This is a genomic window from Klebsiella africana, assembly GCF_020526085.1.
Lineage (GTDB): Bacteria > Pseudomonadota > Gammaproteobacteria > Enterobacterales > Enterobacteriaceae > Klebsiella > Klebsiella africana.
In genome coordinates, this window is sequence record NZ_CP084874.1 from 4,688,812 (window position 1) to 4,701,965 (window position 13,154).

General features: G+C 57.7%; 9 protein-coding genes. 4 read left to right on the plus strand and 5 right to left on the minus strand.

The features are described from left to right. Positions 1–4: 4 nt before the first annotated feature. Positions 5–1,507 carry a galactofuranose ABC transporter, ATP-binding protein YtfR gene (gene ytfR, locus LGL98_RS22545; protein ID WP_004177669.1) on the minus strand — a complete coding sequence of 501 codons (1,503 nt, stop codon included), beginning with the start codon at positions 1,505–1,507 and terminating at the stop codon, positions 5–7. Between the two features lie 123 nt (positions 1,508–1,630). Further along, positions 1,631–2,587, minus strand: a complete 957-nt coding sequence (ytfQ, locus tag LGL98_RS22550; protein WP_008807147.1) for a galactofuranose ABC transporter, galactofuranose-binding protein YtfQ — start codon at positions 2,585–2,587, stop codon at positions 1,631–1,633. Positions 2,588–2,990: 403 nt separating this feature from the next. Between ytfQ and ppa the strand changes: the two genes are divergently transcribed. Both ppa and LGL98_RS22560 read left to right on the plus strand, forming a co-directional pair. After that, positions 2,991–3,521 (plus strand): inorganic diphosphatase, encoded by a 531-nt coding sequence (gene ppa, locus LGL98_RS22555; protein ID WP_002886766.1) that lies wholly within the window; start codon positions 2,991–2,993, stop codon positions 3,519–3,521. Positions 3,522–3,595: 74 nt separating this feature from the next. Then, positions 3,596–4,783: a hypothetical protein gene (locus LGL98_RS22560; RefSeq protein ID WP_136030930.1), complete on the plus strand. Its 1,188-nt coding sequence runs from the start codon at positions 3,596–3,598 to the stop codon at positions 4,781–4,783. A gap of 143 nt (positions 4,784–4,926) precedes the next feature. Here LGL98_RS22560 and LGL98_RS22565 read toward each other — a convergent pair whose 3' ends face one another. From LGL98_RS22565 to tamA, 3 genes are read right to left on the minus strand one after another with little or no spacing between them, the layout of a single operon-like run. Further along, on the minus strand, positions 4,927–5,271 hold the full coding sequence (locus tag LGL98_RS22565; RefSeq protein ID WP_002886724.1) for a gamma-glutamylcyclotransferase family protein: 345 nt from the start codon (positions 5,269–5,271) through the stop codon (positions 4,927–4,929). Between the two features lie 2 nt (positions 5,272–5,273). Next, positions 5,274–9,050, minus strand: a complete 3,777-nt coding sequence (gene tamB, locus LGL98_RS22570; protein ID WP_136030932.1) for an autotransporter assembly complex protein TamB — start codon at positions 9,048–9,050, stop codon at positions 5,274–5,276. After that, positions 9,047–10,780: an autotransporter assembly complex protein TamA gene (gene tamA, locus LGL98_RS22575; RefSeq protein WP_136030934.1), complete on the minus strand. Its 1,734-nt coding sequence runs from the start codon at positions 10,778–10,780 to the stop codon at positions 9,047–9,049. The genes tamB and tamA overlap by 4 nt, the downstream gene beginning before the upstream one ends. 209 nt (positions 10,781–10,989) lie before the next feature. Between tamA and msrA the strand changes: the two genes are divergently transcribed. Further along, positions 10,990–11,628 carry a peptide-methionine (S)-S-oxide reductase MsrA gene (gene msrA, locus LGL98_RS22580; RefSeq protein WP_002886721.1) on the plus strand — a complete coding sequence of 213 codons (639 nt, stop codon included), beginning with the start codon at positions 10,990–10,992 and terminating at the stop codon, positions 11,626–11,628. 180 nt (positions 11,629–11,808) lie between these two features. Next, a complete protein-coding gene (gene paeA / locus LGL98_RS22585) occupies positions 11,809–13,146 on the plus strand; it encodes a polyamine export protein PaeA (RefSeq protein ID WP_002886718.1) in 1,338 nt (445 codons plus the stop codon). Positions 13,147–13,154 lie beyond the last annotated feature (8 nt).

Genomic DNA, 13,154 nt, shown 5'->3' on the forward strand with positions numbered 1-13,154 from the left:
CTCCTTATGCCGCAATAGCGTTCATGATCGCCGGAACAGAGAGCTCGGCGAGCGGGATCTCCGCCACCTGTCGGCGATCGCGCAGGATAATGACCCGATCGGCGTAACCCACCAGCTCCTCCAGTTCAGAGGAGATGACCAGCAGCGCCAGGCCATCGGCGCAGAGGGTTTCAATCAGGCGAATAATTTCCGCATGGGCGCCGACGTCGATGCCGCGGGTCGGCTCATCGAGGATCAGGAACTGCGGTTTGGTCAGCAGCCAGCGGGAGAGCAGCACCTTCTGCTGGTTGCCGCCGGAGAGAAACTCGATCGGCTGCTCGGCGCTCGGGGTACGGATCCCCAGCTGGCGAATAAAGCGCTCGGCGATCTCGTTCTGTTCACGCCGGGGGATCGGCCGCAGCCAGCCGCGCTGCGCCTGCAGGGCGAGAACGATATTTTCCCGCACCGAAGCGGCGGCGATAATGCCGTCGGTTTTGCGATCCTCCGGACAGAAGCCGATCCCGAGGCAGGAAGCCTGATGCGGAGAGCGCAAGGTCTGCGGTTTACCTTTGATCCACGCCTTCCCGCTGTCCGCCGTTTTAATGCCGAAGATCACCTCGGCGGTTTCCGTGCGTCCGGAACCCAGCAGGCCAGCGAGGCCCACTATTTCGCCCGGGCGGACCTGCAGGTCGAACGGGGCGATGGTGCCTTTTTTACCGTAGCCTTCAAACGCCGCCACTGGCTTATCGCTCAGCAGGGTACGACCCGCCCGCTGCAGGGCATTGTGGTCCAGTTCGCGACCCAGCATCATTTTCACCAGTTCAATCTGCGGCAGCTCGCGAGTCTCGCGGCAGCCCACAAAGGTGCCGTTACGCAGCACGGTGATCCGGTCGCTGACCGCATAGACCTGGTCGAGAAAATGGGTGACGAAGATCAGGCTGACGCCGTTATCCCTGAGCTGGCGCATCAGGGTGAACAGCATCTCCACCTCCTGGGTATCGAGGCTGGCGGTGGGCTCGTCGAGGATCAGCACTTTGGCCGACAGGTCGATGGCCCGACAGATAGCGACGATCTGCTGCATCGCCACCGAAAAGCGGTTCAGCGGCTCGCGCACGTCGAGGGAAAAGCCGTAGGATGCCATCAGCGCCGTCGCCCTGGCCTCCATCTCTTTACGTCGCAGCAGACCAAACCGCCGCGGCTCACGGCCGATGAACAGGTTGTCCGCCACCGACATATTGGGCAGCAGGTTCACTTCCTGGTAGACGGTGCCGATCCCCAGCTGCTGGGCATGGGCGGTGTTTTTGGGCGAAATAGCCTGGCCTTCCAGCCAGATGGTGCCGCGATCGGCATGGTAAACGCCGGTCAGCGCTTTGATCAGCGTCGATTTTCCGGCGCCGTTTTCGCCCAACAGGGCCATGATTTCGCCGCGCCGCAGGCTAAAGTTGACGTTATCCAGCGCCTTAACGCCGGGGAAGAATTTACTAAGTCCTTCGGTGCGAAGGATCTCCTGGTGTGCCTCGGCGCTCATAATCGATGTCACCTTCAAATGATGTCAGGTTGCCCCGGATCGCGCTGGGCTTGCCGGGGTCACTGGAAAGCTGCTTTCCCCCCTCTCCCGTTGAGGAGAGGGCCGGGATAAAAGGCCCCCCACTCAGTAGCCCATATTTTTCTTCTTCTCTAACTCTTCTTTCGCCGTATCCGGCAGATACAGCGTCGATTTGGTGATGGTCAGCTTCTCCGGCAGAGTGCCGTCTTTTTTATATTTCTCCAGCGCATCGAACGCCGGGCCGGCCATATTTGGCGTCAGCTCGACGCTGGCGTTGGCTTCTCCGGCGATCATCGCTTTATAGATATCCGGCACGCCGTCGATGGAGCCCGTGAGGATATCTTTGCCCGGCTTCAGACCCGCTTCTTTAATCGCCTGGATGGCGCCGATCACCATGTCGTCGTTATGGGCGAAGACCATGCAGATGTTTTTGCCGTTATTCTCAGCTTTGATAAAGCTCTCCATGACCTCTTTCCCTTTGCTGCGGGTGAAGTCACCGGACTGAGAGCGGATGATTTTGATGTTGGACGCTTTGGCAATCGCGTCGGCGAACCCTTTCTTACGGTCGATGGCCACGCTGGCCCCAACGGTGCCCTGCAGTTCAACGACATTACACGGCTTACCGTCGACGGTTTTCACCAGCCAGTCGCCAATCAGCTGGCCTTCCAGCACGTTGTTGGCGGTCACGGTGGTCATGTAGAGATCTTTATCTTTAACATCAATGGAACGGTCGAGGAGGAAGACCGGGATCTTGGCCTCTTTCGCCTCTTTCAGCACCGGTTCCCAGCCGGTGGCCACCACCGGCGCAATGAAGATCGCGTCTACTCCCTGGGCGATAAAAGAGCGCACTGCTTTGATCTGGTTTTCCTGTTTTTGCTGACCATCAGCGATTTTCAGCGTAATACCGCGCTTGGCGGCTTCCTCTTTCGCGACGCTGGTTTCTGCCGCACGCCAGCCGGATTCAGAACCGACCTGCGAAAAACCTACGGTTAGCGGGGCAGCTATCGCCATAGACGACATAGCTGCGGAAACTGCTGTGACAAGAAGTAAGCGCTTCCACATAAGGGGATCCTCGTAGGGTTATTGTTGGTTAAAGTCTCACCTGCGGACAAACTATAGACAATCGGTGATGTAACTGAATGCGTTACATCACACTTCAAAAAAGTAAATGAGATGTTAATACATGGTCATTTGTCGAGCAGAGAGCCGATAAGGCTTCGCGGGGTACGCGGTAATCGCGGTTTATGACGTTTTTTTAAGCAGTTTGATAAATCAATCACATGCCATGAAAACGGTTACATAAATTTATTCATGATGTGGCTATGTTTATGGATTTTCATGTCATTGTGACGCGCAAATTTCAGAGCACTCCCCGGCGATATCGGGAAAAAGAAGCGAAGACATTCGATGTGAGTTGGCTATAATACCGAGCACTTGTTTGCCATACATTTTAAAGGAAACAGACATGAGCTTACTCAACGTACCTGCGGGCAAAGATCTGCCGGAAGACATTTACGTCGTGATCGAGATCCCGGCGAACGCAGACCCAATCAAATACGAAGTCGACAAAGAGAGCGGTGCACTGTTCGTTGACCGTTTCATGTCCACGGCAATGTTCTATCCGTGCAACTACGGTTACATCAACCACACCCTGTCCCTGGACGGCGACCCGGTTGACGTACTGGTCCCGACCCCGTACCCGCTGCAGCCGGGCTCCGTGATCCGCTGCCGTCCGGTTGGCGTTCTGAAGATGACCGACGAATCCGGTGAAGATGCGAAACTGGTTGCCGTACCGCACACCAAGCTGAGCAAAGAATACGATCACATCAACGATGTGAACGACCTGCCGGAACTGCTGAAAGCCCAGATCACTCACTTCTTTGAGCACTACAAAGATCTGGAAAAAGGCAAGTGGGTTAAAGTCGACGGTTGGGACAACGCGGAAGCGGCGAAAGCTGAAATCGTTGCCTCTTTCGAGCGCGCTAAGCAGAAGTAATTCTGTCTCAGGCAGGGTCATCCCCTGCCTGATTGCGGCACGGATAGCCGCGATAACACCATGGAGGGTGTCCCGTGAAAAGCGTTCGCTATTTCACTCTGAACTATACCGGTTTCACCGCCGCCGCCTGTGAAAAGCAGGGATATCTGCGCCTTATCGCTGGCGAACATGTCTTTTATACCGATAAACGCTATTTTAGCGATCCCACGCTTTTTGACCGCTTACGGGTCAACCAACCGCTACACATCGGCGCCCGCCGCCTGCGCAACGGTTGCTACTGGATCCACTGGCTCAGCGATGGCGAAACGCTCCTTGAGCCCAGTCAACGCGTAAAGCGCTGGGCCCGGCCGCTGCTGTTTATCAGCCTGCTGACACTCATCGTCACCCTTATCCCGCTCCTGGTAAGCGCCTCGGAATGGGGTAGGTTCGGCTGCGGCATTATCGCCATACTGGCCTTCATCGCGCTGTTAACCGGGCTCTACGAGCTTCTGTTCCACCCGGCGCTAAAACGGCACCCCGCCATGCGCGATCTGTTGGCGAAGATGGCGCAGGCCCGCCGCCGCGACTTTTCCTTTTGCCAGCCACTACCCGTAACGGCGAAAGCCCTCCGCCAGACGGCAATGCCTTTTACGCAAGCCCTGCCGGAACGCTATGCCGTTAAGACAGAAATAATCACCGAAACCCACTTTAAAAAGTGGTATGCGGGCAACCCAACCCGGGAATATCACGGCCTCGGGATACAATGCGGCTCCGTACCGCTGGCCTTCTGGTGGCAGGCAGGCTGCGCCAATTTCGCGCTGCATCCCATTCTCTATCGTCGTCAGCCACCGTTTATCGCCAGTGGCGATCGCCTCGTCGCCGTGTACGAGCGCGACAGCCATGCGATCCACGCGCTATACAATGCCAGCGACGGCGCGGCTTATATAAAAAACCATCCACTCTATCCAGGCCGCCGACAACTGGCGCTGCTCTATTACCTGTTTTACGGCCTCGCGCTGGTGATGTATCTGCTATTTCTCGCTGTTGAACTCATCAGTGCCCGTCAGTCAGGCCGGAGCGTCTGGTGGCAGGTTCAGGATTCACTGGACATGTTGTCCCTATTATTACTCAGTTTCGGCGGGATCCTGGCGGTACTGGAGCTGATTGGCCCAACGGCCTGGTTATTGTCACACCGGGTGACTGACTGGATGAAGATGCGCTCGGCGATGCGGCGCTACCTGCAGGGAGCGGCCCGCCATACCACGCTCGAGGAGATCATGTAATGTTCAGCACCCCAACACGACGATTATTATTCCTCGCGCTGACGACGCTGGCTTCCGCGATGTGGCTGGCGAAGGATCGTCTGCCACTCTGGTAAGGCCTGGAGCAGAAAAAACAACGCCACCCGAAGGTGGCGCTGTCGTGGTTAATACTGGTCGCGATCCAACCAGTTGCCGTTCGCTATCAACGTACAACCCTCAACGGAACGTTGATAGACATACATCCATGCGCTGCCGTAAGGCGTCTGAATCAGGTGGCGCGCATACTCGCCCCCCTTGGTGCGCAGCGCATCCAGTTCGGCCAGCGTCGATGCATCAATACGATAAACTTCACCATGTACTGTGCCTTCGCCGGGCACCGCGCCTGGATAGTGGCCCAGGCTGTACAGCTGATAATCGTCGACACTATGAGCGCCCAGCCACTGGGCGTTGGTCATCCAGTGGCTGTTGCCTTGTTTGCGTCGTAAACTGCCGTAAACAAATATTCGCATTGCTAAAACTCAAACTGATAGAGCAAATCGAGCGCCTGGTCGATACCAGACACCGCTTCCACATATAGCTTAGGCATCAGGCGATAACGTAAAGTCAGCGTCGCCAGGGAATCGAAAATACCGACCCCGTATTTTACCTGCAGACCCGGCAGTACATAGCCGCTGACCACCACCTGGGAAGAGTCGCCTACCCCTTCGGTGTCCAACGCCAAATTGCTTACGCCAAACGTCTCGCCGATTTTACCCACAACCTGACCACTTTGTGCAACCCCCATACCAATAAGCATTGAGGTCATCGCGGCGCTATCGCTCTGGCCGCTGCTCAAACCCTGGCCGCGCAGCAGATAAGACAGCGCTTCCTGCTGGGACATGACCGGGTCAGAGAAGATCTCCGCTTTCGGCTGATCGGCGGAGCCGGTGACGCGAACGCCGGCGATCACATCGTCTTCGGTGGCATCCGGGTTACGAATCGCTTCGATGTTCAGCAGTGGCTGATCCGGCGGACCGGAGAACAGTAGTTCCCCTTTGCGGACAATCAAGTCCTGACCATAGGCGTGGAAACGGCCGTCCGGAATATTAATCTGCCCGTTGAGGCCCAGCCCCTGCTTGTCCTGCGCCACTTTCAAATCACCAGTCAGACGCGCTTTCAGGCCGAAAGCTTCCAGACGAACGTTGTTGCCGACGTGAATGGTCAGGTTGCTGTTGATCGGAATACCGGCGCTCTGCTGCTTAATCGGCTTGAGGTTTTTATCCAGCATCACTTCATCAGAGGAGACGCCGACCGCGCTCTCCGGCACCTCGTTGACCACGATCCGCGCCCAGGGCACATCCACTTTGCCGTCGAGGTTGAACAGGCTTGGCGTGGCGGTAAACACCACGTCCGGCGACACATCGAGACGCACCATCGGCGGCACCGTGATCCGCACCCGGCTGCCTTTCGCCGCAATTTGCGCCCGCCAGTTATCGATCTGCGTCCAGTCGGCGTTACCGCTGAGGGCAATCTGCCCCTGGCGGGTGTTCACCGTCCCCTGCAGGGTCGAGCGCGTGCCGTTGAAGTTCATCGCCAGCTGGCTCGGCTGCATATCAAACGGCATAAAGTTGCCGTCGATATCCACCCCGCTCAGCTGCATCTGGCCGAACAGCTGCGGACTTTTCACGTTGCCGCCCAGGCGCAGACGGGCGTTGAGCCTTCCCTCTGCCTTTTCACCACGGGCGAAAATCGGGTTGATCATCGCCAGTGAGAAGTTGCTGATATTGACGTTGCCGCCGAGGTTACGCCGCCCCTGCGGGTCGGTAACCTGCACTTGCCCATCCAGCTGGCCATTGTTGGTCAGGCGTATCAGCCAGCCCAGCTCGGCGCGATTGTTGTGCAGGTCGGCGCTGAGGTTCAGCGTATCGAACGCCACCGGCAACGGCGCGTCGTTGACCACTTGGGTCACCTTAACGTTACGCCCGCTAAGGGTCACTTTGCCCTGCGGCAGCCCCTCTTTGGTGGTGTCCCAGCTTACATCGGCATTACCGGTAAACACGCCGCTGGCCTGGGTCGCCTCCGGCATAAACGGCTTAAGCATCGCCAGATCGAAGCGGTTGAGATTCACCCGCGCCCGTCCGCTGGCGCCCGCGTCAATGGTTTCAGGCACGCAGAGCTCGGCGTTCGGGTTGGCCCAGCAATGTGGCCCAATGCTGATTTTCTGCTCCCGATTGCGATAGTCCAGCGCAATACTGCGCGTCAACGCCACCGGCCCAACCGGCGTCTGGAAGCGGGTATCGCTTAGCGAGCCTTTCCAGCGTTCGGCCTGACGATCGAAGCTGCCTGCCAGCGCCAGCTGGCCGGAAACCGGATCGCCCTGCACGCGCAGCCGCAGCTCATGCTGCTTTTCGGTGCCTTTGGCATTGAGCTGCACCAGGCTGATATTAACCCCCGGCTGGCTGATGCGATCCACCCGTACGTCCAGGTTGCCGCCAATCTGATCGGTGGATTTCACATCCCCTTTGACGTTGACCTGGGCGATGGTCAGCTCCTGCCAGCGCAGCGCCCGGGCGGTGATGTCGGCCAGCAGCTGCGGCGCATCGACAGTGCCGCGCACTTTCACCAGCCCCTTCGCCGTCCCGCCGAGCCCCGGCAGCGCATTATCCAGGTGCGGCGCATCGATGGTGGCGTCGAGATTCAGATCCTTCACCCCCAGCTCACCTTTGATATCAGCGCTGTTCGGGCCTAACGCCAGATGCAGCCCCGGGATTTTCCACTGCAGATAGCTGTTGCCCTGCAGCGAGCCCGAAACATCCACCTTGTTCTGTTTCACGTTGCCGGTAATTTTCAGCTCCGGCACCGACATCTGCCAGCTGCCGCCGTACAGGCTGCCCTGGGTCTTGATCATGCCGTTGAGCTTCGACGGCCAGTCCGGCACCTCTTTGGCGGTGTTGATCCCGTCGAGGGTCAGCTCGCCGCGCCAGCTGATCGCCTGCTGCCAGTCAAGCAGCGCCTTCAGCTCGGTTTTCCCTTCCAGGGCATTGACCGTCAGCTTGTCGAGGTTAATCTGTCGCTCATTGCCTTTGGCGTTGAGGACGATTTTCGCCGGCGGTAGCGATTGACCTTTTACCGCGGTGGAGAAGGCCAGCGCGTAGTCGGTCATTTTACCGCTGAACTTCAGCTGGACATCATCGGCCTGGAACTGCTTCTCGCCGCTGAACGGCCAGGCGAGTTGCTTACTCTTCAGCTCCATATTGAGCGGCAGCCCGGCCTCCGCCAGCTGCGCATCCGCGCGCAGCGTGGCCGCGACCGGCCCGCTTAAGTCAACTCCGACTTTGAGCGTTTTACGCACTTCGCCGCCCACCTTCAGCTGCACCTTCTCCCCTTTCATCGGGTCGACGTTCAGGGTTCCGGCGAGGGTAATGTCCACCGGCCAGTTATCCTGCAGCTGCGCGCTGCCCGAGGCGGTGACCTTACCCTGATCGGAGTCGATATCGAGGGCGTCGAGCTTCATCTGGCCGTCGATACTGCTGACTTTCAGCAGCAGGTTATACACGGTGATGTCGGTATCGCCGGTGAGGCGCAGTTGCTCGCCGCGGAACGACTGAATATTGAGGTTCAGCGGCAGGTGCACATCGGTCATTGCCGGCAGTACCGGCTGCGAGAAGAGGTCGGTCATCGTCTCGCCGAGCGGTTTTTCCTGCGGCTGCGGGTTGTCGATTTTCGGCTCAACCACCTGCTCCTGCGCCACTTTCGCCACCTTCGGCAGGGCGATCAGCAGCCCCTGCAGCGAGGTCGGCGTCAGGGTCAGGTTTTTCTCCTGCCAGTTCAGGCCGGTGGAAAAATCGCGTACGGAGACGGCGGTATCATCGATTTTGACGTTGACGTTATGCAGCGCGACCCGGCTGAGAGTGATCGGATAAGGAGTGGAGAGATTCAGCGGCCCGCTGTCCTCTTCCTCGACCGGCGCTGAGGGCGGCATCTTCTTGGTATCGACGGCGACGTAAATATCGCGCAGCGCGATGTCGTTTACGCACAGGCTGCTGTCCCACAGGCAGCGCAACCTGACGCTGAGGTGAAACTGACCAGCGGTCACCGCCACGCCGGGCTGTTCGTAACGGACATTATCAAGGGTTAAATCACGCCAGCCACCGGTCACTTTGCCGATTTCCAGCCCCGGTACCCAGCGATCCGCCGCTTTGAACACCAGATGCAAGCCGGTGGTGGTCCCCACCAGGAACCCGACGGAGCCCAGCAGGAGCACCAACACGATTAAGACGCCGAGGCTTATCTTCTTCCATAAACTCATAATTCAGGCCCCAGACCGATGTAAAACTGTAAACCATGCTCGTCTTTGTCGCCGATCGGCCGGGCGATATCCAGCTTGATCGGCCCTACCGGCGACTGCCAGCGCACGCCCACCCCGGCGCCGGTTTTGAAATCGCTCTCGCGAATATCGCTGACCGCTTCGCCGCTATCGACAAAGACGGCGCCCCACCATTTGCCACTGACGTTGTACTGATACTCCAGCGAGCCGGTGGCCAGCTTCGAGGCCCCGATCAGCTTGCCGTCATCGTCCTTCGGTGAGATGGATTTGTATTTATAGCCGCGAATACTGCGATCGCCCCCGGCGAAAAAGCGCAGATCCGGCGGCACCTTGTCAAAGTTGTCCGCTTCGATCCAGCCAAGGTTGCCGCGCACCACAAAACGGTGGCGGTCATAGAGGGTACGGATCCAGACGTCCTGGGCCTGCATCACGATGAAGTTGATGTCCGAGCCCCACATGGTGTTGGAGTAGTCCACGGAGTAGCGCTGGGAATCGCCCCAGGTGGGCATCAGACCGCCGCGAGAGCGGGTGCGGTTCACCGAGACCCCAGGGTAAATCAGCATGGTGGTGTTGGTGACGTTCGCCTGGGTAAAGTGGTCCAGGCTCCAGCGCAGGTTAATCGCTCGCTGCCAGCCGCTCGACATCTCCCAGAAACGCGAGACCCCCAGAGTGGTAGAGTCAGCCTGGGTGTCATTGAGGTCGGTACGCTTAAAGCCGCCCTGCATCAGATAATATTGTTCCAGAGGGCTTTTCAGCAGCGGGACTTTATAGGTGAAGTCGAACTGTTGCTCCGGGGCGGAGAGGCTGACGCTGGAGGTCAGGCTGTGGCCATACGAGTTCATCCACGGTTTTTTCCACGTGGCTTTCACCCGCGGACCGACGTCTGTGGAATAGCCGACCCCGGTTTCCACGGTGTTCTCTTTGCGAGGCGAGACAACGCCCTGCAGAGGCAGCACCTTGGTTTTCCGTGATTTAGCGAAATCAGGCGCCACCACCACCGAGCTAAACCAGCCGGTCGCCGCCAGGCGGCGGTTTAGCTCGGCCAGGTCCTGCGAGGTGTAATAGTCGCCCTCTTTAAACGGCACGAGGTTTTGCAGGTACTCATCGCGGATTTGCGACCCAGAGAAAGTGACGTGGCCAAAGCGATAGCGTTCGCCGCTGTCGTAATCAATATCCCAGAACGCCTGATGACGGTCGAGGGAGACGCCGAGCTGGCTCTTAAGAAACTCACTGTCAAAGTAACCTTTGCGCAGGGCAACGCGGGTCAGTGAGCTCTTGAAACCGTCGTAATCGCCATGGTTCAGCACCGTCCCGATAGCCGGGCGGGTTTTCAGCAGCGCCAGATAGTCGCTATCGGTGCGAGCACCGCCGCGCAGAATCACCTCGGTTCCGCCAATGCGTACCGGTTCGCCCGGGGTCACTTTAGCGATCAGCACCTGACGTCCCCTTTTCGGTGGCGGACGCAAATCAAATTCAATCGTCGGCTCGTAATAACCCAACGCTTTCAAACCTTCGCGAATGGCGTCATCCACGCGCGCGCGAAAGCGGCGATCCGGCGTGACTTCATCACTCTGGATGGTGGAAAGCTGGGCGCGAACGTTTTTCTCCAGCTCCCCGGATAACCCCTCAACCTGCAAACGCACATTCGCTGCGCTGGCGATCCCGCTGACCAGCAAAAGGCTGGTGACACATAACTGGCGGATTTTTAGCACATTTTCTCCTGAATATCCCTGTTTCCCCCTACAGGAAACACTGGTGCCGTTCCACGGCTTAACAAAACCCTAACAACTTAGGGTTGAAAAAGTGGCAATAACCCAAATAATTCTTATGTATTAATCTAGACGTATTACGCGTGTTTATTGTGTTAAAAGACACGCTTCGTTACAACCTTAACGACGATTTCTGTATTGAGAGGCCAACCGTGAGTCTATTTGATAAAACGCATCTTGTCGCCCAGGCGGATGCGCTGCCTGGACGCAATACCCCCATGCCAGTGGCGACGCTCCACGCAGTTAACGGCCACTCGATGACCAATGTTCCGGCGGGTATGGAAGTGGCGCTGTTCGCCATGGGTTGCTTCTGGGGAGTTGAGCGCCTGTTCTGGCAATTGCCGGGGGTTTACAGCACCGCCGCAGGCTACACTGGCGGCTATACGCCCAATCCGACCTATCGCGAAGTGTGCAGCGGCCAGACCGGCCACGCGGAAGCGGTACGCGTGGTTTATGATCCGCAGGTGATTAGCTATGAGCAGTTATTGCAGGTGTTCTGGGAAAACCACGATCCGGCACAGGGCATGCGACAGGGTAACGACCACGGCACCCAGTACCGCTCGGCGATTTACCCGCTGACGCCGGAACAGACGGAGGCGGCAAAGGCCAGCCTCGCGCGCTTCCAGGCGGCGATGAACGACGCGCACGATACCCGTCACATCACCACCGAGATCGCCACCGCCAAACCGTTTTACTATGCCGAGGACGATCACCAACAGTATCTGTATAAAAACCCGCACGGCTATTGCGGCATCGGCGGCATTGGCGTCTGCCTGCCGCCTCAGGCGTAATTCTGATTTCCGCCTCTACAGCGAGGCGGTTAATGAACGCTCTGGCGGCTTTACATTCCCTTACGCTATACTACCCAGTGTGACAGCCGGTCCAGCGCCTTCGGACCGGTTTTTTATGTATTCCACATTTAAGTTATCAACTTCCCTTCCGAGGATCTGGCCTCAACGGTCAGAAAAGATATGTTAAACAGTATTTTAGTAATACTCTGTCTGATAGCCGTCAGTGCGTTTTTTTCGATATCGGAAATCTCACTGGCCGCCTCACGTAAAATCAAACTGAAACTGCTGGCCGATGAAGGCAACGTCAACGCACAGCGGGTGCTGAAGATGCAGGAGAACCCGGGCACCTTCTTTACCGTCGTGCAGATTGGCCTCAACGCCGTCGCCATTCTTGGCGGTATTGTGGGCGACGCGGCTTTCTCACCGGCGTTTCATAGCCTGCTCAGCGGGTATTTGTCACCGGAGCTCTCCGAGCAACTGAGCTTCATCATCTCTTTTACCCTGGTCACCAGCTTGTTCATCCTGTTTGCTGACCTGACTCCGAAACGCATCGGTATGATTGCGCCCGAAACTGTGGCCCTGCGCATCATCAACCCGATGCGCTTCTGCCTGTTAGTCTTCCGCCCGCTGGTGTGGTTGTTTAACGGCATGGCCAACATGATCTTCCGCATCTTTAAACTGCCGATGGTGCGGAAAGACGATATCACTTCCGACGATATCTATGCCGTGGTCGAGGCCGGCGCGCTGGCCGGGGTACTGCGCAAGCAGGAGCATGAGCTGATTGAGAACGTCTTTGAGCTGGAGTCCCGCACCGTTCCTTCCTCTATGACCCCGCGTGAAAGCGTCATTTGGTTTGATTTACACGAAGACGAGCAGAGCCTGAAGAATAAAGTGGCCGAGCACCCGCACTCTAAATTCCTCGTCTGTAATGAAGATATCGACCACATTATCGGTTACGTCGATTCAAAAGATCTGCTGAACCGGGTGCTGGCGAACCAGAGCCTGGTGTTGACCGGCGGCGTACAGATCCGCAACACGTTGATCGTGCCGGACACCCTGACCCTGTCGGAAGCGCTGGAAAGCTTCAAAACCGCCGGGGAAGACTTCGCGGTAATCATGAATGAATACGCGCTGGTCGTCGGGATCATCACCCTCAACGATGTGATGACCACCCTGATGGGCGACCTTGTCGGCCAGGGGCTGGAAGAGCAGATCGTCGCTCGCGATGAAAACTCGTGGCTAATCGATGGCGGTACGCCGATTGATGACGTGATGCGCGTGCTGGATATCGACGAGTTCCCGCAGTCCGGGAACTACGAGACCATCGGCGGCTTTATGATGTTTATGCTGCGTAAAATACCCAAACGCACCGACGCAGTGAAGTTCTCCGGCTATAAGTTTGAGGTCGTGGATATCGATAACTACCGTATCGACCAGCTGCTGGTGACCCGCATCGATAACAAGCCAACGGTACTGGTGCCCAAGCAGGCGGAAACGGCGGAAAGCCAGAACGCCTGAGCGTAATC

What these genes read in the sequence shown, in the direction of transcription:
- LGL98_RS22565 (WP_002886724.1), bottom strand. Translation starts at nt 5,271, where the DNA reads ATGCGAATATTTGTTTACGGCAGTTTACGACGCAAACAAGGCAACAGC.
- paeA (WP_002886718.1), top strand. Translation starts at nt 11,809, where the DNA reads ATGTTAAACAGTATTTTAGTAATACTCTGTCTGATAGCCGTCAGTGCG.
- tamB (WP_136030932.1), bottom strand. Translation starts at nt 9,050, where the DNA reads ATGAGTTTATGGAAGAAGATAAGCCTCGGCGTCTTAATCGTGTTGGTG.
- ytfR (WP_004177669.1), bottom strand. Translation starts at nt 1,507, where the DNA reads ATGAGCGCCGAGGCACACCAGGAGATCCTTCGCACCGAAGGACTTAGT.
- ytfQ (WP_008807147.1), bottom strand. Translation starts at nt 2,587, where the DNA reads ATGTGGAAGCGCTTACTTCTTGTCACAGCAGTTTCCGCAGCTATGTCG.
- ppa (WP_002886766.1), top strand. Translation starts at nt 2,991, where the DNA reads ATGAGCTTACTCAACGTACCTGCGGGCAAAGATCTGCCGGAAGACATT.